This is a genomic window from Stieleria magnilauensis (genome assembly GCA_007753675.1).
Classification (GTDB): domain Bacteria; phylum Planctomycetota; class Planctomycetia; order Pirellulales; family Pirellulaceae; genus Stieleria; species Stieleria magnilauensis.
In genome coordinates, this window is the sequence record CP036432.1 from 7,978,737 (window position 1) to 7,996,749 (window position 18,013).

Below are 18,013 nucleotides of genomic sequence, written 5' to 3' on the forward strand. Positions count from 1 at the left end.
GTCAAAACCACTCCGGCGTGTCGCGGCTGTATTCATCTTTCTTGATGACCTTCTCTTCCAAGCACTTCTCGCAAAAGAAACGATCGACTCGCACAAAGTGCGTTTGGTATCCGCCGCCGTAGCAGTCCTTTTTCTTCGTGTCGAGATGCACGAAGCGATGCTCGCACGGCGGTGGTGGCGGAAGCTCTGACGGCTTCGGCACTGTCGGTCCCTTATAGTTTTCACTCATCACTCCCCATCCTCCAAAACATCACTGCACGCCAAACACACCACCACCTCGGTCGGCAACCATTGCCCCGAGTCGTTGACACAGAAGAACATCCGCGTCATCTGCAAATAGCACCGGTCGCCGCAGCCGCAGCACTCGCTGCCGTCCGGGTCGTCTTGGTCCCAGCGGAAGTCGACGTGCACCGTTAGTGTCGCCATCACTCCCAATCCCTCCGAAACTCCGGGTAACGTTTCCGATCTTCCGCCTCTGGATCCCCAACGGTCCAGGTCTCAATCACACAATCACTCGTCACACGCCACCGCTTGCCGTCATGGTTGACGATCACGCTATGACGTTCGCCGCAGCACACGGGCCGCTGTTGCTTGTCTCGCAGCATCACGTAGCCGTAGCTGATGAACCGCCGCGAGTACGGCGACCATCGCCAGAAAATTAGCTGCGTGAACACGAGCGTGCCGTCTGGCCTGTGGCAGTGGTTCACGTCGATTCTGTCGAAATGGATCGACGGGGTTTCGCACGGGATGGTCAGGGCGAGGAGGAGGAGGATGGTCATTGGTTGGCCTCCTTTTTGGCTAAATGCTCTATCACAATGTCCGCGACGACGATCAGGTGCATGTCGCCAAGCTGGGAAAAGTCAAAGCCAGCGATTGCGTCAAGGGCCGCCTGCCTCAACCCCTCTCGTCCAAGCGGTCCCTGCCTCCGTTCACTTGCCCACTCCACGAAGCTGGCGGGCTGCTTTTGGGGGTCTTGGCTCATTGGTTAGCCTCATCCAATCGAATCCCAATACACGCAGCCGTCCCTGGCTCGCCATAACACGCAATCCAATCCTTGGACCGCATCCAACGCCGTTGAAAACTTACGATCACGCCCGTGCGTCGATGCTTCTTGCCGTAGCCTTTACTCAGCGTCACACGCCGACCGACGCGACACGTTTGCTCGTTCCACCGTTTGCCGTGCTTGCGGTATTCGACCGTTTTGCTGCCGTCGCAGAATGCGTCGTAGTATTCGGTTTTCAGGGGGATGAATAGGCTGGTCATTGCTTCGCCTCCAACTCCCTCATTGCCGCATCAAAATCAAAGTCATCCCATTGGTGGATCCACTCAATCGCACACTTGCGACAGTAGCAGTCCCATTCGTCGTATTCGTAGCTGGTCTTCCGATACCAGCCGCGACTGCCGTTGCATGTGCTTTCGCAGGTTCCGCAGGTGGCGTCGTAGGAGTCGCTGTTGCCCTGGATGAAACCGTTTCGCCTTAGGTCTTCTGTGTCGCTTGCTCTGCTCATTGCTTCGCCTCCGCATCACGAATCCGCCGAGCCTCTCGCAGCACATCGACCAGTTCGCTGTGCCCGTCGTCACGAATGCCGAAGTCGTAAAGCTTGTCCGCCACAAACTGGGCAAACTCTTCCAGCGGGCTGACCGGATCGGACAGCTTCACATGCCCGCACGCACGCTCCCAGTACAGGTCCGCAAATGTTTTCTTTTCACTCACTCTTCAATCCTCACTTTGTCTTCATCAACCAAAACAACCGTCTCTCCAATAACGCCATAGATCCAGCCGCAAAACTGGTCCCTGTATTCGATCTCGACCTCTTCCCGCGACGTGTGCCGGCGATACGGAGAGCAGTCGTCGTCCTTGGCGATCTTGCAGACAGTGCCGGCGGGGATGATGTAGCGGGTCATTTCCAAAAATCCACCATCGACTTCTGGTCTGTCTGCGGCACCGTCGGCCAGCACAACTCGACATTGCCCTGTTTGTGGTATCGGTGGATCACCTCCATCGCCGTCGCGTTCTCCGCTTCGCTCACATGCCCCGCACGCAACGCCGAACCCCACGCTGCCGCGCACTTGATCGACGGGCCGAATCGCCACGACATGCTTTTGAGCGATGAGTCCGCCGGCGGTTTCGCTTGGTCTCGCAACTGTTCGGTGTTTCGCTGCTCGATGCGTCGCGCCGCTTCAACGCCGCCCCATGTGCGAAGCAGGTTTCCGAGTCGGTCGAACTCGTAGTTCTTCGGCATCTCAACGCGACCGTCTAGGATCTCATCCGCAGCAACGCGAACGTCTGACGGCTCCAGGCTTGAAAGCTGCCGGAGCCACGCATCACGCATGCCCTTTTTTTGCGTGTCGGTCAGGTTGTCGTACCACTTCGCGAACGACGGGTATGACCTGCCAATCGACTCGACGATCGGCCCCAGGTCTGATTCAGCTACCATGTGAACGGTTCCTCCTTGGCGGTGCTCCTGCCCTTGCCTGCTGACGCTTTCTGAAAATCGTTATCGCTGTCGAGAATCGACCGAGCGGATTTGCCGAGCGAAAACCGCAGGTCCGCGGCTGCCTTCGCTGGCTCCTTCGATGCCAAGTCCATCAAGTGGACCTCAGCCACAACGGGATCAAGCGGCTTTCCCATTCGAGATTCCCAGGAATCAAGCCATCGCCCCCAATCCTCCCGCCACTCATCCTCCACAGCGGGGTGATTCAAAATCTGCTCGCGCTGCGTGTGTGTGTGTGTAATACTCTTCTCTTCTCTTCTCTTCTCTGGTAACGCAGATGTAACGCTGTCCGCGTTACAATTCTTCCGGTGTGATTCCACCCGTTTTCGAGTTTGAGCCCGTGTTTTTGCAGTTTTTCCGTTGTGTCGTTCAAAGTTCGGCAACAGAAACTGCCCCCCCTCTTCTAGCAGCCAGCCGGATTCCGACATCGCTTTTGCAAAACCTGAAACGCCAGCGAGTCGATCTAGTAACGAGCGTGTAACGCTGCCAGCGTTACCGTCAACGGTCTGTTGATCGGCCCAGATCCAGATTCGAATGAGCTTTCCGGTGACAGCATCGGGGTCAATTCCAAGGGAGTCCGCCATGCGGAACACTTCGGGTTTGTCCGGCGTCGTATTCTCAATCTTGATCCAATCGCCAGCCATTACTGCACCACCCTCTCCCTTAATCCCTCGGCTTCCTTGCACTCGCAGAGCACCACAAGCCGGCGGCACCGATCACATCGGCATTTGTCGCAGATCGTGTTTTCAGTCGGGCCGCCGCAATGGTTGCAGGGTGATGCTTTCCTGGTGCTCATTTCAATTCCGCAAAAAGTAGGTTTTGCTCGTCATTCGACCGCTCCGCAATCGCTGTCCTGCAATTCTTGATTGCTTGCTGGTGGTACTCTGGCTTTAGCTCGCAGCCGTAAAACCGTCTCGGATCCGCGATCAGCTTGCGAGTTTTCGGAGACTTCCCGCCCAGTGCCACGTAGCCCTCTGATCCAATGCCGGCGAACGGGCTGAATACAATCTCGCCGGGGTCGCTGTACAGCAGCACGCAACGCCGGATCACTTCCAGTTGCAGCGGGCAGATGTGCCGTGTGTCTTCGTCTGACTTGGCTGCCTTGGTGTTGAGGGTGTCCGTCTCGTGGATGTCATGCCAGCAGCCCTCCGCCCAGTCGATCCAGTCGTTCCGGGTCACTTGATGCTTGGCGTTGATCTTCCGAGCGTTATCCCCCGGCTTCCGAAACTTGATCAAATAGTCCTGCAACGTGCCCCGCTGCCCCGCACGGTCGGATTCGAGCCCGCTGAATTGCAGTTCCCTGCTACGGGTTCTGATCGCCTGTGATTGCGGGTTCTTGCGAACAGACCAATCGTATTCGTAAACAAGCCCCGCACGTTCCCCGAGTCGAATGTTCAGACCGCGGAAATCAAACAGCCCAACGCCGCCTGATCGCTTCATGCGTGGTATCTGCATCACGTGGACAATCGCAGCCCGACCCGGCTTCAACACCCTTGCAAGGCCATTGAAGAAAAACGATAGATGCAGCTTCGCTTCGTCGCCCATCGAATCCACATTGCCGATGTCGCACTCAGAATCAGAGTATGCGTACAACGCTGGGAACGGTGGCGAGAAGATAGAGAAGTCAACCGACGACTCCGGCATCTCGTCCATCATGTGCGTGATGCAGTCGCCGTGATGGATGTCAAACTCTTTGTTATTGAAAACAGGCATGGCCCACCTCTTTAAATAATTCCTCTTGCTGCTTGGTGTCGGATTCCACGCGATCCGCTTTCCGCAGCACGTTGTCAACAAATGGCATTTCCAGTTCGGTCACTGGAATGTGAACATTCAGCGGTCGGGTTGATCCGATGCGGTTCGACCGCTTGACCGCTTGGTAAAACTCCTCATACGAATCCTTAATCCCGCTGAATACCTGCCGTGTGCAAACCTGAAGATTGAGGCCGAATCCAAGGATTTTCGGCTTGGTAATCAACACCTTCACATCGCCACGCTTAAATCGGTCAATGGCTGACTGCCGGTCTGTTTCGCTGGTCGCTCCATGAACTGACACCGCATCGGGAAACGTCCGCTCCATGCTGGTTTGCTCGTCGTTGTAGTGGCACCAGATGATGGTCGACTCATCCGGCCACGAATCAACAAGGCTGCGGATGAATGCCGGCTTATTTGTCGGTATCCCGTTCTTGCCTTTTGCGATTTGCGAAAGCTTGCCGCGGTCGCCCAGCCCGCCGATACTCGTCGGCATTAAAGTGCCAGTCACTTCCCGAGCCGCTACTCGCTGCTCTTGTGTCATCGGAACTTCGTCAATGTGGATGTGTATCGGCGGCGTTGTTCCAACGTTATCTTTCCAGCCGTATGTCGCTGGGTTCGTCAGAAAGATAGACCAGTCCGCCAGATCGCGATAAAACGGCTTTAGTGCGTGCGGCTTAAGCTCCCATCGGTTCTGCGTCTGTCCGCGATTGATGAAGTAGGACGCGAGGAACTCGTTCACCGTCTTGGCACGGTCCAGAAAGACGGCATGGTTTGCAAACTCAATCCGATCATTCGGTGCCGGTGTTCCAGTCGCACATAGCTTCCATTCGAGCCCCCTGCCAAGCTCGATTAGTCGCGTGCCCCATGCCCCATAGTGACTTTTCAACATTGACGACTCGTCAAGAATCAAAGCCCCGAGATTGCCTGTCGTCAATCCATCGCGTATCGCTTCGTAGTTCGTGACACCAATCTGTGTATCGAACGAATCAGTGCTTGTAAGCCAGTGTTGCAGATCCCTTGCAACAATCCGGCCAATGTCGAATCGTTCGCCGTAAAACGACCGGGCCTCGTCGATCGTCTGCTGCACAACCATTAGCGGCGAAACGATCAGCACCTTCTTTCCGGTAGCTTCCGCAGCGTGCTTTGCAAACTCCAGGATCATTAGCGTCTTGCCAAGCCCGCAGTCCGCAAAGATTGCAAACTTCCGTTTCTGTATCGCAATCTGGGAAATGTCCCGCTGGTAGTCGTATGCGGAATCATGTGGCGTGTAGTTGCACTTTCCGCTGATTGGTTTCGCGCCAAACATGCCAGCGTATTCGTCGGGAATCCATGCCTGCCCGCCCGTGATCTTATAGATTGGGCACTGCCGCACCTGAATGAACTGGCGATAGCTTTCTGGGCTTGATTTGTCAAAAGTCAGAATCACTGCACCACCCTCCGCCGCTCCCAGTTCTCGCGCCGCCGTTTGGCGAACGCCTCGCCCTCGCCGCCGTCGCGGTAATCAATCGCGTCCATCATTAAGCCGTATGCGTAGCACTCGATTCCAATCACCTCACGCAGCCTCACGCAGTCCGCGCAAGTCTTGTGTGTTGAACCGCCCGAGTCTTTCCAAATGCCGCTGACGTACTCGTACCGCTCGCCTGGCAGGATGTCCCGCAAGCACTCACCGCACCGGTGGACCTTGCGAGCCTTCGGTTTGGTGACGGACCCGCGGACCATCGGATTTTCCATGCAGTCGCACATCATTTGCCCTCCGTTATGTTTCGCCGCTCATCGTCGAGCCGTTGGTGCATCACACGCTCCGCCATCGTTCGCCGCCCATACTCCGCCAGCAGCACAGCGTCGGCCGTCCTGTGCGTCCACTTATGCGTCGGGAACAACTCCTGCGCCCTTGCCTTCGTGACGTTCTTGTCGCCCTTGCTGCGGCACCTCATCACCTGTTGCCACTTGGCAGGCGTGACGGTTTCAAAAGGGATCCGGTGGGCAATAAGGAGCCCGCGCAGGAACCCGTAGGATCGCCCGAACTTGAATGTTGACGACACACCCTGCTTGGGCATTGCCGAGACTTGCTCAAGGATGGCAAAACAATAGTCGTCCTTGAGCGGCTCGAATGCCGACAGCCAATCGCTAACGTCCCTTTCGGTCCAATCGTTCCGGGCGTGCATGATCTCGTTGCCGTCGATCGCCACAATCGCACCGCTCGCCCCTGGGTCCACTCCTAGATAGATCACTTGGTTTCCCTCTCCATTGTTCGCACCCTTTGCTTCACCCGATCACACAACGCCTTTCCGCTCACCGCCACCAGGTCCATGACCGTCACGTCGCCACGGTCATACAGCTTCGCCAACTTCGTAATCGCCGCACTGTCGCACTTGCTCGCACAGCCGCCGCCGCTGTCGGTGATGATCTTGCGGATCTTGGCTCTTGCTTTGTTCATTGCTCCTCGCTCGACTCCCATGCCATTTCGATACCAGGCCGGAACGACAGATCCAGCGTCCCCGTCTCGGCAAGTCGTTTCTTCGCCCACGGCTTGAACCGGACGTTTTCCGCCTTCCAAACCCGATCACGAAGCACGGTGCCACCGATCGCCCGCACATCGCCATAGGTGGCCTGTGGCTTCTGGTCGTGCCCGCTGCCAAACGTCAGATCCGCAATCCGCTTCAATTGCGTCTCGTTCATCTTTCGCCAGTCGCCGCCGCACTCGTCGATGATGCGGATGATCTTTTCCTTGCCGTTCGTCATCGGTTCCTCTGTGAATTAAAAAGCCGGTGTGTAAATCGCTCCCCCAGACTTATGTTTGGAGTTGCCACCGGCCGCCCCACGCGGGGCTGTATTGTTAGACTTCCACGTGCCCCCAACGCCTGCCCGCTCGGACATCGTTGATGGTGCTCTTGCTGACTTTCAACACCTCCGCGACTTTCGCGGACGGCAATGAGTCTCGTATGACCACACGCACCCGCATGTCGGTCATCTTCGCTTGTCTACTCTTCTCGCCCGCGGTCGATTCCCAACCGCGTAGGGCGAGTGATCCTCTCTTGCGTCGTGTCACGCCGGACGCCTCCAATACTTCGCCATGCTGCCCATCTGCACCGTCCGCGTGTGGACCATGACGATCCGACCGCACGGGTACTGGATGCGATCCCAGCGGTAATACGTCCCGCCGATGATCTCGGTGTACTGGGCTTGGCCCGCTTGGATCGCGACGAACGAACCGCAGGAAGGTCCGCCGATCAGTTCGGCTTCTTCGTAGGTGATCACTGCACAAACTCCTTCATCCGCTCGTTGAACAGCTTGCCCAACCGCTTGGCGTCAGCCGGCGGCACCTCGTCCGATCCGTCAATCTTTTTCCACGCTTCGTCGATCGCCTTGGGGTCGTCCGATTCGTGCAAGATCGCCTCGCAGTCTTTGAGCCACGATGGCGCAGCGGGTTGCTGCTCTTTCGGCTTCACGCCTAGTTGCTCCTGCCGACGACGACCGGCAAGAATGATTTCTTGACGGTGCGCGTTCTCGATCGACTCGTCGGCTTCCAGCTGGTCCTTGCACGCCTTGAGCGTTTCAACGTTCGGCGCGTTCTTCATCTCTTCCAGCAACCGCAAGACGTTCGGCGGTTTCTCCAACAATCCCACGCTACCGGGGCTGGTCGTGAACGTCGCATCGACTTGCACGTAGGGCGGTTCGGCTTCGTCGAACTCACTCACCAGACCAAGCAGTACGTCAGGACAATACCGACGCACCCAACTCCGCGCCGCCGCGTAGCTCAACTGCTGTTCCGGGTCGCAACCATCCCATGCTGCACCGCCTCGCTGCTTGCACACCGCAAACGGGTCGGTTTGCAACTCTCGGGGCTCTCGTTCGCCCGCGAATCGCCCGCTGCAAATGCACCGCTTTTGGTCGCCCTCACCGATGTAGCGGAACGACAACCGCTCTGCCAATCCGCCGCGACTGTTGGCAAGTGCCGCGTAGGTCTTGCCGTCGAAGTCCAGCTTGCCGTGAACGATAAACGTCGCTTGGGCAAACGCGAAAAGATCGACGCCGTAGCGATGGGCCGCACTGATCACAACCGTTGCGATTGCAATTTGTTTTTGACGGGTGAACCGCTCGACGATCCTGCCTTTTTCGAGTCTGCCGCGAAGGTGGGCGGGTAGCATTTCGCTATCCACGAGCACACCCGCCACGGTCGCGAAGTGTGCAAACTGGGCTGGGTCGAATACCGCGTTGACTTGCTGCGGTTGCTGTGTGGTTTCTGGTGATGCCATTAACTGATTCACTTCAATGCCTCTTCGGAAATGTGGAAATAAGAACCCTGCAGATTGAGCAGCGACTGGTGCCACCCGTCGAACCGTTCGCCGAACTCTGACGAACCGATGTAGCCGATTGGTTCAGCTTGGATGCTGGCCACTTCGTCCCGCATGTTTTCATGCGTTTCGCTTTTCATACGCTCCAGATAATCCTGAACGCGGACACAGGCGTGCTCGTTGTCGTCGGCCCGAACGATCACGCCGCGGAACTCTCCGCCAAGTGATTCAAGACGCCGGAACGTGACGCCGTAGTGTTTCCTAATCGACATGACGCCTCTCCAAAAAACGGCACAAAAGCCAAGCCGGGACTTCCACCAGCGGCACCGCGAGTGCCGCACCGATCGCGAAATGTATAAAGTCAGGATTCATTGGTGGACTCCTCGCCGCGTAGCTCGTTGGCCTCCACTGCCCTTGCAAGCCCGTGTAGTGAGCGATAGAACGCCTGTGATTCTTCAAGCGTCGTGAACTTTGCCGTCACGACATAGTGCTTGGCTGAACCGCAGGATTCACTCACGACAAAGCCAGCCCTGCCAGTGCTGACTACCTCTTTGCACCGCTCCCGCAACTCATCCCGCTCCCGCCGCAACTGCTCGACTTCATCGGGCGTGGGGTCGGTGGGGAGGACTTCGCGGATGCGAACCAGACTGCTCTTGGCCCACGATGGGGCATTCTCTGCGTCGCTGTAGAGGTGAGCCTGCTCGCCGTTGATGTCTGTCCAGATGCTCGCAAGCCACTCCCGCCGCTCACCATCCGGCACGCCGGGGGCGAGCGGGGCATGCAGCCCGTAGTCCACGACGTAATCACAGCCAACCACCGCGGTGTCTTTTTCAGGATCAACTGGGCGACGGCTGCCCTCAATCTCTCGCACGTCTCCCATGATGCACCCGTAGCAGATGTTTGTGACGCACTCGTCCCACCCGTTGTCGCTGGCTGCATCCCTCGCCTCATCCACATACGTCTCGGTTGCAGCCCTCGCTTCTTCTTCTGTCGCGTGTCGCTCCACATTGCCGTCGATGTCAATGCTGATCCACTCCCGCCGCTCACCATCCGGCGCGAGCGGCTTGCGTTTGCGTGGAACGACCAGCACATCGGCAACGTGATCGGGGGCGGGGGCGATGCGACGGCGACGGATAAGCTGATTGGTGTCGTGCGTGTGGCCGATGTCACTTGATGTGGTCCATATGTCCAAGCCGTCGAGATAAAGGTCGTCCCCCTTCTGAACCACTTCACCGTTTTGCAGGAACCGCCATCCATCACCAGCGACCAACCGTCGATGCCAAGCCAACTCCCCGTGCGGGTCCACCCACTCGCTCCCGTCCCACGACTGCTCAGCGTCGGCGATGTCGCATAGGTTGTGATGGGGGCCGGGGTCGGGGGCGGGCTCTGGCGTGTCATACGCATCGACCGGAACCTGGTCGCATCGCTCGTGTGCGTCCCACTTGCGGGCAGCTTCGATGATGCGGTCAAGATCGGATTCGAGCAGCGACGGAAACTGATCGCCGGGATAGCTGTTCGTCCGGTCCCACCTCCACTCTTCCAGCCTGTCGCAACTCGCCGCCAGCGACGTGTCGGGTTCGGGCGGTTCGGGTGGCACTGGCGGAAAGCGCGTCCATGTATCGCCCATGCTGACCTCTTCCCAGTAGATGGGCAGCCATGCACCATTTCGCAGCCACAACACATACTGGTCCGCGTCTGCATCCTCCGCAGTCGGCAGCCTGTCAGTTATCCACTCACTCATCTCGCACCTCAGTTAGTTGTTAAAAAACGCCCCTCCGTGGGCCGGATCCCATCCGCTCCGTTGCACTCATTGCCGACGGCTCCGCCATCGCTCGTATCAGTCACGCTCCAATGGCGTGAACTCCTTGCCGCTGTTCGACAGCCTGCCCTCGATCAGCAGCGGATTGCCATCCGAGTCCCTGATGTGCTCCGCGACCGCTGGCCCAAAGATTTCGCCAATGCCGTCAATGTGGATCTGGCACCATGCCGAGAACCGCTCGGGATGTCCGTTTCCTGGTGGGATTCGCACGCCAAGCGACACCGCGTCTTTATCTAGCGTGTCCTTCCAAGCCCAAAGTCTCATTGATCTCTCCTGTGTTTGATGCTCTTGATTTGCCATTGCATGTAGTCGTAGTGCCTGCTGTCCATGCTGCTGTGCTGGTCGGGCATGTTTGGTGCGTGTTTGAACCAGCAGATACAGACCAGCGCGCCGATCACGCAGACGGGCAGGATTCGGGTTGTTGCCCAGATGACCGCGTAGAATGCGATGTCGATCATGTGTCGCTCCCGGTCGGCTGTGCCCAAGTGGCGTATGCTTCCAGTGCCCAACGTGCCGCAAGGCAGGCCATCGTCAGAGCGAGCACCGCCCGGTGAACGACTTGCAAACTGTCGGTGCAGACCATCACAGCAAGCAGGATTGCACCCGCCGCAGAGATCAGGTTTCCGGCGATGGTTAATGTGGCGCGGTTCATTGCTTGTCCTCGTATGGGTTTTGCAAAAGGTCTTCAAGATGCTCCAGTCGCCAGCACCGCTCACAGCGGGCGGGAGACGTGGTGGCACATTCACACTTCGGAAAATGCGTCTCAATCAAACGCATCCCGAACACATGCACCGGCTCTGCTTGTGCGTCCCACGTCTCGTCCGGTGGCGTGTCTACGCGGTTGCCGTTGGCGTCGAGGATGCGGATTGCTTCGGTGTACAGGCTTGAGGCGTGGGGCCAGTTGGGGTTGGTCATTGGTTCGCCTCGCGATTCCGAAAGAACCACCGCACCGCTTCACGGCACCACAAGAACGCCGGCGTCCACTGCCTCAGATTCGGGAAGTCGCGGCCGTCAACCAATCCGCTGCTATACAGTTCGCTTTGAAACGTATGCTCGCAGAATGTGTATTCCTCAAGCTCCGCCGCGATGCGTGCCCGGTCGCTCTCGGTTCCTTCGGCAGTCTGTTCTTCGGCAAGGAACTCATTCGCTGTATCAGGGTCGTAGGCTTTGACGATGATGTTGTTCGGCACCTTTTCCGCGAAGTAATCAATCGACTCGACCGCCGACGGTGCCCATTCGAACATATCGTTTAACCGCTCGACAACGAGCGTGCCAACGTCACCCGTGACAATCAGCCTGCCGGGTATCGTGGTGATGTTGAACGCATAGATTCCGGTTCCTGGCTTTGCGCATCGGTAGTGCCGGAACAGGCCATTTTCCAAGTCGGTCGTGATGACGTGATCCGCAAACGCCTTTTCGGCCAGCCTCTCAATCTGCTCTTTGATCTTCATCGCATCACCTCCGGCCGACGCCCGCACTCGATCAACCACTGCTCAACAGCACCCCGCGAAACCCGCCAGCCGTACCGGTCCTGCACCCGCCGCGTACAGTAGATGTCGCCGCGGTCGATTAGCTTGCGGATGTCGTCGGGGTCGTGGTTGAGACGGCGGGCGATTTCGGGGATGGATAGGGAGTCGTTCATTGGGGGTTCCTCAGCTTCTTAGATAGGTATGAGTAAACTTCTCGGCACAGTTCGTCCTCGATCGTGTCTGGGTATCGCACCCATCGCGTGCTTGTTGAGAAGTGCGTGCCATCGTCTAGCCAAACGTCGCCGTAGCTTGTCCAGCCGCCTTCGAATTGCGTTCGATCGACACGCGGCATTTCGAACAACGCTCGACGCTTTCGCCCTTGGTTCTCTTTGCTCAGGCATGTGTCACGGGCGATCCTGAGTGACAGCAACTCGCACATGCGGGCAGCGTCTGCACAGCTTCTGCGTTTGCTCATTGGTTGACCTTTACGATTAGTGATTGCCAAACGGTGATTTTTCGGTGCCGTCGCGGTATGCGGGATTGCACAACGCGGTTCGTGTTTTTGCTAAGACGCTGCCCTGCTGCATGCGATGGAATCGCCAGGGATCTCCGAGCGGCACGCAGGGTTGTCAAAGACCCTGCCGTGCATTTCGGGGAAGTTGAGTGCGGCAAACTCGCCTCGCAACTCAATCGCCCGTTTATCAAAAGCCTCTGCCGCCGCTTCCTCGTTCTGGAAGTAACCGATCGTTTCCAGCTTTCGCTTGTGGCGTATCTGAACGCACCAGCAATTGGCGGACTTGTCCCAATGGACGCCAACAAATCGTGACGTTCCTCCGCGCGACCAAGTGTTGACGCTGTTCTGCCACGGTGTAGCTGCACGCAGGTTTTCGCGAACGTTGTTGAGTCCGTTGCGGTCCCGGTGATCAACAACGAACAGCGGGAAATCAAGAATCAGGCGGTGCATCAAGACCGGCCGCCTCTGTCCGTCGCGATCAAAGAATGACGAGCGAGTCCTTGCGTACTTCGTAGCTCCGGGGCATTTCCAGCTTCCATGGAGCTCCCACCGGAACCTCTGCACGTTGTCAATTGACGACTCGTCAATGATTGCAACGGTGTCCTTTACCGGGATCTCTGCAAGGCCGTCTCCGATGAGCCTTGCCTTCAAGTGCTCCGGTATCGCACGCAAAAAAATCCGTACCATTTCACCCGTCCATCAAATGACGAACGGTCGCGGAAGAGTCCGCAAGAGTTCGCCGGCTAGTGGTGTGCCGGCGTTTCGTAGGTCACTCAGATAGTGACCAAAAAGAAACCCGGCGTTTGTTTGACGCCGGGACTTTATCGGTTAGATTTTCATGTGTCAACAATAGTTGACACGATTAAGCAGAAATTTTCTTTCTTGTCGCCGCTTTCAGGGTAAATTGCATGCCGACAGCAGCAGCCATCTTTTCGGCGACTGGGACAGTAGGGTGTGAATCGCCGCGAAGCATCTTGTAGATGTACTCGCGCGAGACGCCGCATTCATCGGCCAAGCATTTGACCGAGATAGCCTTTGAGCTGATCGCCTGACGGACTTTTGTGAGTAGTGCATCCATGATGGCGGACATTATTGGTTGCCTCTGTCGTCGTGTCAACTAAAGTAGACACAGCAGAGGTGTCAAACAAACGCCAGGCGTTGCTTTGCGGGCCTCACGGCTACCGCCCTCTGCTGAGTGACCCCTACACGACTCGACAAACGACCGTCAGAACCGGACTGAGCAACATACGGCGGCGCAAAAGGACAAGGAGTAGCAGGTGGATTGCCTGGGATAACCTGGATGACGATCTACTCTTGCCCCATCAACGGAGGGCGAAAATGCTACTTATCGACTTTTTCGAAACAATCTACATTCCCGCAAGGTTGCGGGGGAAATCGCCGAACACGAGCCGGTTGTACCGGTTGTGCATTCGGCAATTCGGTCGAACACTCTGCAAATCAGCGGAAGTGTCTGACTTGACCGAAATCAATGTCTTGCGTCACTTGGCGAGGCGATCCGGCGTTTCGCCCGCCACTCGCAACAAGGAGCTAACTGAATTGCTTGCGATGTGGCGGCTGGCGAACCAGAAGGGCTTGATCGAAACCTGGCCGGACATCCGAGAAGAGTCGGAGCCGCAGCGTGATCCGATTGCGTGGATGCCCGACGAAATCCAAAGCTTGCTAGCTGCCATCAACCGGCAATCGGGCGAGATCGACGGGATACCCGCTTGGCTCTGGTGGGGCGGTGTTGTCCGGGTCATACTCGATACTGGAGAGCGAATCAGCGCCGTCATGGCGGCCGAGAGCACCTGGATGCAAGGGGGATGGTTGCGTGTGCCAGCGGAAGCACGCAAGGGCAAAACCCGCGACCGATCCTATCGTCTCGCGCCGCAAACTGTCGCCGGGATTGCGATGATTCGCCAGCATTCGCGGCATAAGAAATTGTTTCCGTGGCCGTATAATCGGAATTACCTATGGCAGCGATTTCGCCAGATCGTCGCAGATGCTGGCCTGCCCACTGGGCGGAAATACCAATTCCACGCACTACGAAAAACTGTCGGATCTGCCGTCTACGCCGCTGGGATGGACCCGCAAGACACGCTCGACCACTCAGATCGGCGGACCACGCAGCGGTACATCGACCCCCGTTTTTCGCGGGAAAAGCAGACCTGTGACGTGCTGGCGGAGTTTTTGGCGAACCCTGGGAAGGCGAAAAAGAGGGGGACAGCGTGATGCGTCGTTGATGTTGACATCCCGTTCCATTTCCGTAACATGCGGGAATGATCACAAAACAAATACGCGAAAGCCTCGCATCCGCCATCCAGTCCGGCGACATCACACAGGCCGCCCTGTCTCGCGCGTCCGGCGTCTCCAAACGTGCCGTCTGTGACTTTCTCGCCGGGAGGCATGTCAACTCCGACTCGCTCGATGCGATTGCCGACGCGATGCGGTGCAAGCTGACGGTCCCGAAATCTTTTGCGCGAAATGTGAAAAAATTGAGTGGTGACGCTTGACCCTTCGTTCCGATAGTGTAACATAGGGACATCGAAGCAACCAACCGCCAACCGCCAACCGGAGCAGAACGATGACGACCACGCAAAAAGCTGACGCAATTCTGGCCGCCCTGAAAAGCACAGAAGATCGCTGGGGAGACCGCAAGTTTCCCAAGGCTCGCATCTGGACCGGTGGCGACACCGTCCGCATCTACACCGGCCACGCCAGCGAATACATCACCGTTACCGACGACGGTTGCGAACGATGCAAGGCAAACATGAGCTGGGGCGGAGACATTGACGACGCAGTCGAAAGCGTGGAGGGCTGAGCAATGGACGCTGGAAAGATCAACGCTGAGTGGATGCGAAACGCTCAGAACAACGAAACGACCGGCAGTACGATCGCCGACTGGTTCATCGAGCGAACGAACTCATCTGTCGAGATCGACGAAGACGGCAGCGTGTGGGTTTACGATTCGCAGTCATGGTTGAGCCAGGAGCGGATCGACGAAATCTGCCGAGAAATTGACGCAGCAAACTAACCCGCCAATCCCGCCAATCCCGGCATTCCCACCCCGCCCCGGCGATTGCGGGGCATTTCACACGAGCGAACCAATGACGACTGAAACGAAAGCGAAACTGTTTGCCGTTCGAGCGACCTACGGCAACCAATCAGGGATGATTTCGCATGACTACATTTTCGGCTACGACCCCACCGTGTTTCGAAATCGCGCCGACGCAGAAAATCATGCCGAGTCACTCAAGGAGACTGCTGCCGGATGCAATTGGGGCGACGACGACGCGCCGGAATACTACGTGCAAGAAATCGGACAGGATGAAATGTGGGCGTCTGAGGAGATCGCCCAATGACCCCCACCCTGCACCCCGCCGGCCGCAAGTGCCGCTGCCACGAATGCCGGCACGAGATCCCCCGCGGCGAGCCGGTCGCGAAAGTCAATGGGCGGCTGACGTGCGGGGCCTGTGCCGATCGGTGGGAGTGGGATGGGCTGCGGCTGGAGTGGGTGCGGCGGGAGGTGCGCAAGTGAACGCGGACCCTGAAAAAGTATTTGAGGCATGCGCAGAGTTCGCCCTGTCGTTTAACACTGCCGCCGATCCGCTCGGAGTGTTTGACACGCTGGCAGATTTCTTTGGTCGAGACAAAGAGCTTCGCCAATCGGTCGCGGAAGTTTGGATCCGCAGGCGAAACGAATTTCCGTTCTATTGTCCAGTTGAATTGCTGCGGCGGGATTTTCAACAAGCGGGAGGAACGAAGTGAGACCAGCAAGAGAAATAACCGACGCGGAAGACAACTGGCGAACCGTGCCACTCATCGAGGGCGACCCGCGATTCGTCACGTCTCGTCGTGATTTCGTCGATCCCGAGCCGGTCGGATCGATTGTGCTGATCCCGTTCCGGGTGACTGGGTACGACCGCGACTGCGACGGGTCCGCAATGGCGAGACTGGAGGCGATCGACAAGGACGGGGGCGCTACGGGGTGGACAGAGAGCCACATCGGACTGTTCCCCGATTCCACCCTGGTCACTTCGCCGGGCGAGCTTTTGCAGCTTTTTGAGAATCCACCCACCGAGTCCCCCGATCGTGTACAGTGAATGGCTAGGCCATCCGGCCGAGTGGGCCATACTCGCCGTGATTGTGGCGGTGGGAGTTAGGTGGTTGCGGGTTACTGATTTAGGGGATGAGTGATGCGGAGTGCGGTGCTGTTTGCGTTGGCGTTGTTGGTTGCTGGGTGTGCGAAACCGCAGCCGCTGGATCCAGAGACTGTCGAATACATGGGCCAGTGGGCGCAGGGCGTCGTAAACACCCGGCCATTTATCGACGGTTATGATTGCAGCGAAAAGGGTGTCGCGTTCATCGTCAACCGCTCGTGGCTCACGATGAGCGACGGCGAGAAGGAAAAGGCGGTCGCTGAGGTTTGGGACTATTTCAAGCCGATCGTGGGCACCAATAGGTCCGCCCAAATGTACTTCGGCGACAAGGACGGCAACATCCTGGCGTTCGCAACCGCCGAAATGTACACGGTGCACTAAAACCCAACAGGAAAGACCAACTAAAGGTGCAGGGATGCCAGCGAAATTAACCACCGAGGAGTTCATCCGCCGTGCAAGAGTTGTGCATGGTGATTTCTTTGACTACTCGGAAGTTGAATACACGGGCGCAATGGATCACGTAACGATCATTTGCCCAGTTCATGGCAGGTACAAGCAGTCGCCCAATAATCACTACAGGCAGCAAGGGTGCCCTGCATGCGAGAAGAAGGGCCGGCAATTGCAGCGAGGAGACTTTTTTCGTAAGGCTAGGGCGAAATACGGAGATGACTACGACTATCCGGTGCAAGAATTCTTTGGCGCAAAGACCCCGGTCAAAGTAGTGTGCAAGAAGCATGGGGAATTCACCGCGACTGCTGGCGAACACGTCAGTTGGCGTGGGTGCCCAGAATGCCTGAGGATCAAAAGGGTCGTGCTTTCAGATCACGTTGCTGTGGCAAGAGAATGCAAAACGCCGGTGCTTGGCTTATCAGCGGCGCCGCATGTAAAGGATCTGCTTTTTCTGTGCAAGTCTTGTTTCTCGCGAATCGATCCTCGCTACCGCAGCGGACTCTGTGGTCAGTGCAGGGCGGGCTGGAACATAACCCCGTTCTCGCAGGTTGTTGCACAGGCAAGGCGAATTCATGGAGACACGTTTACCTATGATGAAGAGACGTATGTCTCAACTGTCAAGCCAATGGCGATCAAATGCAGCGCCCACGGAACGTTCCGGCAGACGCCGCAGGATCATCTCAAAGGGCAGGGGTGCCCGGTGTGCAAATCACCAAAAGGCGAAAGGAGGATAGCGAACTGGCTGGCAAAGCACGGAGTTGCATTTAAGCACCAGCACAGGATCCGAGCAGACGGCCGTACCGTTGTTGTCGATTTTTTTGTGCCAGAAGAAAATGCGTTTATCGAATTTGACGGACAGCAGCACAGGAAGCCAGTGAAGCGGTTTGGCGGCAAGGAGGCGTTCTTTAGGCAGGTGGAGCGAGACCAGTGGCTGGACCGTTACGCCGAAATCCAAGGGATTTACCTGGTTCGATTACAGTCACTTGGCGAGATAGAGCCGACCCTTGAAAACTCATTTTGAAGCACGCACCACTAATCACGGGGGCGATAGGTCGTGCC

At 57.3% G+C, this 18,013-nt stretch carries 38 protein-coding genes; 9 read left to right on the plus strand and 29 right to left on the minus strand.

What is annotated here, in order from left to right:
- Nucleotide 1: 1 nt before the first annotated feature.
- From TBK1r_RS28495 to TBK1r_RS28635, 29 genes are all read right to left on the minus strand, one after another.
- Nucleotides 2-229, minus strand: coding sequence for a beta-glucosidase (locus TBK1r_RS28495; protein ID WP_145218445.1), 228 nt, complete (start codon nucleotides 227-229; stop codon nucleotides 2-4).
- Nucleotides 229-426, minus strand: a complete 198-nt coding sequence (locus tag TBK1r_RS28500; protein WP_145218447.1) for a hypothetical protein — start codon at nucleotides 424-426, stop codon at nucleotides 229-231. The genes TBK1r_RS28495 and TBK1r_RS28500 overlap by 1 nt, the downstream gene beginning before the upstream one ends.
- Nucleotides 426-779 carry a hypothetical protein gene (locus TBK1r_RS28505; RefSeq protein ID WP_145218449.1) on the minus strand — a complete coding sequence of 118 codons (354 nt, stop codon included), beginning with the start codon at nucleotides 777-779 and terminating at the stop codon, nucleotides 426-428. Before TBK1r_RS28505 ends, TBK1r_RS28500 begins: the two co-directional genes overlap by 1 nt.
- Entirely contained in the window at nucleotides 776-982 is a 207-nt protein-coding gene (locus TBK1r_RS28510) for a hypothetical protein (RefSeq protein ID WP_145218450.1), read from the minus strand. Before TBK1r_RS28510 ends, TBK1r_RS28505 begins: the two co-directional genes overlap by 4 nt.
- Nucleotides 979-1,263, minus strand: a complete 285-nt coding sequence (locus TBK1r_RS28515; RefSeq protein WP_145218452.1) for a hypothetical protein — start codon at nucleotides 1,261-1,263, stop codon at nucleotides 979-981. Before TBK1r_RS28515 ends, TBK1r_RS28510 begins: the two co-directional genes overlap by 4 nt.
- Nucleotides 1,260-1,508, minus strand: a complete 249-nt coding sequence (locus TBK1r_RS28520; RefSeq protein ID WP_145218454.1) for a hypothetical protein — start codon at nucleotides 1,506-1,508, stop codon at nucleotides 1,260-1,262. Before TBK1r_RS28520 ends, TBK1r_RS28515 begins: the two co-directional genes overlap by 4 nt.
- Nucleotides 1,505-1,714, minus strand: a complete 210-nt coding sequence (locus TBK1r_RS28525) for a hypothetical protein (RefSeq protein WP_145218456.1) — start codon at nucleotides 1,712-1,714, stop codon at nucleotides 1,505-1,507. Before TBK1r_RS28525 ends, TBK1r_RS28520 begins: the two co-directional genes overlap by 4 nt.
- Entirely contained in the window at nucleotides 1,711-1,905 is a 195-nt protein-coding gene (locus tag TBK1r_RS28530; RefSeq protein WP_145218458.1) for a hypothetical protein, read from the minus strand. Before TBK1r_RS28530 ends, TBK1r_RS28525 begins: the two co-directional genes overlap by 4 nt.
- Nucleotides 1,902-2,438, minus strand: coding sequence for a hypothetical protein (locus TBK1r_RS28535; protein WP_145218460.1), 537 nt, complete (start codon nucleotides 2,436-2,438; stop codon nucleotides 1,902-1,904). Before TBK1r_RS28535 ends, TBK1r_RS28530 begins: the two co-directional genes overlap by 4 nt.
- Nucleotides 2,432-3,139 carry a hypothetical protein gene (locus TBK1r_RS28540; protein ID WP_145218462.1) on the minus strand — a complete coding sequence of 236 codons (708 nt, stop codon included), beginning with the start codon at nucleotides 3,137-3,139 and terminating at the stop codon, nucleotides 2,432-2,434. The genes TBK1r_RS28535 and TBK1r_RS28540 overlap by 7 nt, the downstream gene beginning before the upstream one ends.
- Nucleotides 3,140-3,287: 148 nt before the next feature.
- Nucleotides 3,288-4,208 carry a DNA-methyltransferase gene (locus tag TBK1r_RS28545; protein WP_145218465.1) on the minus strand — a complete coding sequence of 307 codons (921 nt, stop codon included), beginning with the start codon at nucleotides 4,206-4,208 and terminating at the stop codon, nucleotides 3,288-3,290.
- Nucleotides 4,192-5,673, minus strand: coding sequence for a helicase-related protein (locus tag TBK1r_RS28550; protein ID WP_145218467.1), 1,482 nt, complete (start codon nucleotides 5,671-5,673; stop codon nucleotides 4,192-4,194). The genes TBK1r_RS28545 and TBK1r_RS28550 overlap by 17 nt, the downstream gene beginning before the upstream one ends.
- A complete protein-coding gene (locus tag TBK1r_RS28555) occupies nucleotides 5,670-5,993 on the minus strand; it encodes a hypothetical protein (protein WP_145218468.1) in 324 nt (107 codons plus the stop codon). Before TBK1r_RS28555 ends, TBK1r_RS28550 begins: the two co-directional genes overlap by 4 nt.
- Nucleotides 5,990-6,478 carry a RuvC family protein gene (locus TBK1r_RS28560; protein ID WP_145218470.1) on the minus strand — a complete coding sequence of 163 codons (489 nt, stop codon included), beginning with the start codon at nucleotides 6,476-6,478 and terminating at the stop codon, nucleotides 5,990-5,992. Before TBK1r_RS28560 ends, TBK1r_RS28555 begins: the two co-directional genes overlap by 4 nt.
- Nucleotides 6,475-6,684 (minus strand): hypothetical protein, encoded by a 210-nt coding sequence (locus TBK1r_RS28565; RefSeq protein WP_145218472.1) that lies wholly within the window; start codon nucleotides 6,682-6,684, stop codon nucleotides 6,475-6,477. Before TBK1r_RS28565 ends, TBK1r_RS28560 begins: the two co-directional genes overlap by 4 nt.
- On the minus strand, nucleotides 6,681-6,989 hold the full coding sequence (locus TBK1r_RS28570) for a hypothetical protein (RefSeq protein ID WP_145218474.1): 309 nt from the start codon (nucleotides 6,987-6,989) through the stop codon (nucleotides 6,681-6,683). Before TBK1r_RS28570 ends, TBK1r_RS28565 begins: the two co-directional genes overlap by 4 nt.
- 94 nt (nucleotides 6,990-7,083) lie before the next feature.
- Complete coding sequence (locus TBK1r_RS28575) at nucleotides 7,084-7,296, minus strand: hypothetical protein (RefSeq protein WP_145218476.1); 213 nt, start codon at nucleotides 7,294-7,296, stop codon at nucleotides 7,084-7,086.
- On the minus strand, nucleotides 7,293-7,505 hold the full coding sequence (locus TBK1r_RS28580; RefSeq protein WP_145218478.1) for a hypothetical protein: 213 nt from the start codon (nucleotides 7,503-7,505) through the stop codon (nucleotides 7,293-7,295). Before TBK1r_RS28580 ends, TBK1r_RS28575 begins: the two co-directional genes overlap by 4 nt.
- A complete protein-coding gene (locus TBK1r_RS28585) occupies nucleotides 7,502-8,515 on the minus strand; it encodes a hypothetical protein (RefSeq protein ID WP_145218480.1) in 1,014 nt (337 codons plus the stop codon). Before TBK1r_RS28585 ends, TBK1r_RS28580 begins: the two co-directional genes overlap by 4 nt.
- Nucleotides 8,512-8,814: a hypothetical protein gene (locus TBK1r_RS28590; RefSeq protein ID WP_145218482.1), complete on the minus strand. Its 303-nt coding sequence runs from the start codon at nucleotides 8,812-8,814 to the stop codon at nucleotides 8,512-8,514. Before TBK1r_RS28590 ends, TBK1r_RS28585 begins: the two co-directional genes overlap by 4 nt.
- Before the next feature lie 89 nt (nucleotides 8,815-8,903).
- Nucleotides 8,904-10,283, minus strand: coding sequence for a hypothetical protein (locus TBK1r_RS28595; RefSeq protein ID WP_145218484.1), 1,380 nt, complete (start codon nucleotides 10,281-10,283; stop codon nucleotides 8,904-8,906).
- A 96-nt stretch (nucleotides 10,284-10,379) separates the two neighbouring features.
- Nucleotides 10,380-10,625, minus strand: coding sequence for a hypothetical protein (locus TBK1r_RS28600; protein WP_145218486.1), 246 nt, complete (start codon nucleotides 10,623-10,625; stop codon nucleotides 10,380-10,382).
- A complete protein-coding gene (locus TBK1r_RS28605; protein WP_145218488.1) occupies nucleotides 10,622-10,819 on the minus strand; it encodes a hypothetical protein in 198 nt (65 codons plus the stop codon). Before TBK1r_RS28605 ends, TBK1r_RS28600 begins: the two co-directional genes overlap by 4 nt.
- Complete coding sequence (locus TBK1r_RS28610) at nucleotides 10,816-11,013, minus strand: hypothetical protein (protein WP_145218490.1); 198 nt, start codon at nucleotides 11,011-11,013, stop codon at nucleotides 10,816-10,818. The genes TBK1r_RS28605 and TBK1r_RS28610 overlap by 4 nt, the downstream gene beginning before the upstream one ends.
- On the minus strand, nucleotides 11,010-11,276 hold the full coding sequence (locus TBK1r_RS28615) for a hypothetical protein (RefSeq protein WP_145218492.1): 267 nt from the start codon (nucleotides 11,274-11,276) through the stop codon (nucleotides 11,010-11,012). The genes TBK1r_RS28610 and TBK1r_RS28615 overlap by 4 nt, the downstream gene beginning before the upstream one ends.
- Nucleotides 11,273-11,812, minus strand: a complete 540-nt coding sequence (locus tag TBK1r_RS28620; RefSeq protein ID WP_145218494.1) for a hypothetical protein — start codon at nucleotides 11,810-11,812, stop codon at nucleotides 11,273-11,275. The genes TBK1r_RS28615 and TBK1r_RS28620 overlap by 4 nt, the downstream gene beginning before the upstream one ends.
- Complete coding sequence (locus TBK1r_RS28625; protein WP_145218496.1) at nucleotides 11,809-12,003, minus strand: helix-turn-helix domain-containing protein; 195 nt, start codon at nucleotides 12,001-12,003, stop codon at nucleotides 11,809-11,811. The genes TBK1r_RS28620 and TBK1r_RS28625 overlap by 4 nt, the downstream gene beginning before the upstream one ends.
- 392 nt (nucleotides 12,004-12,395) lie before the next feature.
- Nucleotides 12,396-12,794: an HNH endonuclease gene (locus TBK1r_RS28630; RefSeq protein ID WP_145218498.1), complete on the minus strand. Its 399-nt coding sequence runs from the start codon at nucleotides 12,792-12,794 to the stop codon at nucleotides 12,396-12,398.
- A gap of 412 nt (nucleotides 12,795-13,206) precedes the next feature.
- Nucleotides 13,207-13,434 carry a helix-turn-helix domain-containing protein gene (locus TBK1r_RS28635; RefSeq protein ID WP_145218499.1) on the minus strand — a complete coding sequence of 76 codons (228 nt, stop codon included), beginning with the start codon at nucleotides 13,432-13,434 and terminating at the stop codon, nucleotides 13,207-13,209.
- Nucleotides 13,435-13,910: 476 nt separating this feature from the next.
- Here TBK1r_RS28635 and TBK1r_RS28640 point away from each other — a divergent pair, with 476 nt between their 5' ends.
- The 9 genes from TBK1r_RS28640 (at nucleotide 13,911) to TBK1r_RS28680 (ending at nucleotide 17,975) form a co-directional block, all read left to right on the plus strand.
- Entirely contained in the window at nucleotides 13,911-14,576 is a 666-nt protein-coding gene (locus TBK1r_RS28640; RefSeq protein ID WP_419581601.1) for a tyrosine-type recombinase/integrase, read from the plus strand.
- A gap of 47 nt (nucleotides 14,577-14,623) precedes the next feature.
- Complete coding sequence (locus tag TBK1r_RS28645) at nucleotides 14,624-14,857, plus strand: helix-turn-helix domain-containing protein (protein ID WP_145218359.1); 234 nt, start codon at nucleotides 14,624-14,626, stop codon at nucleotides 14,855-14,857.
- A gap of 71 nt (nucleotides 14,858-14,928) precedes the next feature.
- Nucleotides 14,929-15,165, plus strand: a complete 237-nt coding sequence (locus TBK1r_RS28650) for a hypothetical protein (protein ID WP_145218361.1) — start codon at nucleotides 14,929-14,931, stop codon at nucleotides 15,163-15,165.
- Between the two features lie 3 nt (nucleotides 15,166-15,168).
- Complete coding sequence (locus TBK1r_RS28655) at nucleotides 15,169-15,378, plus strand: hypothetical protein (RefSeq protein ID WP_145218363.1); 210 nt, start codon at nucleotides 15,169-15,171, stop codon at nucleotides 15,376-15,378.
- 73 nt (nucleotides 15,379-15,451) lie between these two features.
- Nucleotides 15,452-15,706 carry a hypothetical protein gene (locus tag TBK1r_RS28660; RefSeq protein ID WP_145218365.1) on the plus strand — a complete coding sequence of 85 codons (255 nt, stop codon included), beginning with the start codon at nucleotides 15,452-15,454 and terminating at the stop codon, nucleotides 15,704-15,706.
- Nucleotides 15,703-15,882 (plus strand): hypothetical protein, encoded by a 180-nt coding sequence (locus TBK1r_RS39175; protein ID WP_419580484.1) that lies wholly within the window; start codon nucleotides 15,703-15,705, stop codon nucleotides 15,880-15,882. Before TBK1r_RS28660 ends, TBK1r_RS39175 begins: the two co-directional genes overlap by 4 nt.
- Before the next feature lie 226 nt (nucleotides 15,883-16,108).
- A complete protein-coding gene (locus tag TBK1r_RS28670) occupies nucleotides 16,109-16,447 on the plus strand; it encodes a hypothetical protein (RefSeq protein ID WP_145218369.1) in 339 nt (112 codons plus the stop codon).
- Between the two features lie 93 nt (nucleotides 16,448-16,540).
- Complete coding sequence (locus TBK1r_RS28675; RefSeq protein WP_145218371.1) at nucleotides 16,541-16,885, plus strand: hypothetical protein; 345 nt, start codon at nucleotides 16,541-16,543, stop codon at nucleotides 16,883-16,885.
- 34 nt (nucleotides 16,886-16,919) lie between these two features.
- Nucleotides 16,920-17,975: a PDDEXK family nuclease gene (locus TBK1r_RS28680; protein WP_145218373.1), complete on the plus strand. Its 1,056-nt coding sequence runs from the start codon at nucleotides 16,920-16,922 to the stop codon at nucleotides 17,973-17,975.
- Nucleotides 17,976-18,013 lie beyond the last annotated feature (38 nt).

Coding starts and splice junctions, on each gene's coding strand:
- TBK1r_RS28495 (WP_145218445.1), bottom strand. CDS start 229: ATGAGTGAAAACTATAAGGGACCGACAGTGCCGAAGCCGTCAGAGCTT.
- TBK1r_RS28500 (WP_145218447.1), bottom strand. CDS start 426: ATGGCGACACTAACGGTGCACGTCGACTTCCGCTGGGACCAAGACGAC.
- TBK1r_RS28505 (WP_145218449.1), bottom strand. CDS start 779: ATGACCATCCTCCTCCTCCTCGCCCTGACCATCCCGTGCGAAACCCCG.
- TBK1r_RS28510 (WP_145218450.1), bottom strand. CDS start 982: ATGAGCCAAGACCCCCAAAAGCAGCCCGCCAGCTTCGTGGAGTGGGCA.
- TBK1r_RS28515 (WP_145218452.1), bottom strand. CDS start 1,263: ATGACCAGCCTATTCATCCCCCTGAAAACCGAATACTACGACGCATTC.
- TBK1r_RS28520 (WP_145218454.1), bottom strand. CDS start 1,508: ATGAGCAGAGCAAGCGACACAGAAGACCTAAGGCGAAACGGTTTCATC.
- TBK1r_RS28530 (WP_145218458.1), bottom strand. CDS start 1,905: ATGACCCGCTACATCATCCCCGCCGGCACTGTCTGCAAGATCGCCAAG.
- TBK1r_RS28535 (WP_145218460.1), bottom strand. CDS start 2,438: ATGGTAGCTGAATCAGACCTGGGGCCGATCGTCGAGTCGATTGGCAGG.
- TBK1r_RS28540 (WP_145218462.1), bottom strand. CDS start 3,139: ATGGCTGGCGATTGGATCAAGATTGAGAATACGACGCCGGACAAACCC.
- TBK1r_RS28545 (WP_145218465.1), bottom strand. CDS start 4,208: ATGCCTGTTTTCAATAACAAAGAGTTTGACATCCATCACGGCGACTGC.
- TBK1r_RS28555 (WP_145218468.1), bottom strand. CDS start 5,993: ATGATGTGCGACTGCATGGAAAATCCGATGGTCCGCGGGTCCGTCACC.
- TBK1r_RS28565 (WP_145218472.1), bottom strand. CDS start 6,684: ATGAACAAAGCAAGAGCCAAGATCCGCAAGATCATCACCGACAGCGGC.
- TBK1r_RS28570 (WP_145218474.1), bottom strand. CDS start 6,989: ATGACGAACGGCAAGGAAAAGATCATCCGCATCATCGACGAGTGCGGC.
- TBK1r_RS28590 (WP_145218482.1), bottom strand. CDS start 8,814: ATGTCGATTAGGAAACACTACGGCGTCACGTTCCGGCGTCTTGAATCA.
- TBK1r_RS28595 (WP_145218484.1), bottom strand. CDS start 10,283: ATGAGTGAGTGGATAACTGACAGGCTGCCGACTGCGGAGGATGCAGAC.
- TBK1r_RS28600 (WP_145218486.1), bottom strand. CDS start 10,625: ATGAGACTTTGGGCTTGGAAGGACACGCTAGATAAAGACGCGGTGTCG.
- TBK1r_RS28605 (WP_145218488.1), bottom strand. CDS start 10,819: ATGATCGACATCGCATTCTACGCGGTCATCTGGGCAACAACCCGAATC.
- TBK1r_RS28610 (WP_145218490.1), bottom strand. CDS start 11,013: ATGAACCGCGCCACATTAACCATCGCCGGAAACCTGATCTCTGCGGCG.
- TBK1r_RS28615 (WP_145218492.1), bottom strand. CDS start 11,276: ATGACCAACCCCAACTGGCCCCACGCCTCAAGCCTGTACACCGAAGCA.
- TBK1r_RS28620 (WP_145218494.1), bottom strand. CDS start 11,812: ATGAAGATCAAAGAGCAGATTGAGAGGCTGGCCGAAAAGGCGTTTGCG.
- TBK1r_RS28625 (WP_145218496.1), bottom strand. CDS start 12,003: ATGAACGACTCCCTATCCATCCCCGAAATCGCCCGCCGTCTCAACCAC.
- TBK1r_RS28630 (WP_145218498.1), bottom strand. CDS start 12,794: ATGCACCGCCTGATTCTTGATTTCCCGCTGTTCGTTGTTGATCACCGG.
- TBK1r_RS28635 (WP_145218499.1), bottom strand. CDS start 13,434: ATGTCCGCCATCATGGATGCACTACTCACAAAAGTCCGTCAGGCGATC.
- TBK1r_RS28640 (WP_419581601.1), top strand. CDS start 13,911: ATGTGGCGGCTGGCGAACCAGAAGGGCTTGATCGAAACCTGGCCGGAC.
- TBK1r_RS28645 (WP_145218359.1), top strand. CDS start 14,624: ATGATCACAAAACAAATACGCGAAAGCCTCGCATCCGCCATCCAGTCC.
- TBK1r_RS28650 (WP_145218361.1), top strand. CDS start 14,929: ATGACGACCACGCAAAAAGCTGACGCAATTCTGGCCGCCCTGAAAAGC.
- TBK1r_RS28655 (WP_145218363.1), top strand. CDS start 15,169: ATGGACGCTGGAAAGATCAACGCTGAGTGGATGCGAAACGCTCAGAAC.
- TBK1r_RS28660 (WP_145218365.1), top strand. CDS start 15,452: ATGACGACTGAAACGAAAGCGAAACTGTTTGCCGTTCGAGCGACCTAC.
- TBK1r_RS39175 (WP_419580484.1), top strand. CDS start 15,703: ATGACCCCCACCCTGCACCCCGCCGGCCGCAAGTGCCGCTGCCACGAA.
- TBK1r_RS28675 (WP_145218371.1), top strand. CDS start 16,541: ATGCGGAGTGCGGTGCTGTTTGCGTTGGCGTTGTTGGTTGCTGGGTGT.
- TBK1r_RS28680 (WP_145218373.1), top strand. CDS start 16,920: ATGCCAGCGAAATTAACCACCGAGGAGTTCATCCGCCGTGCAAGAGTT.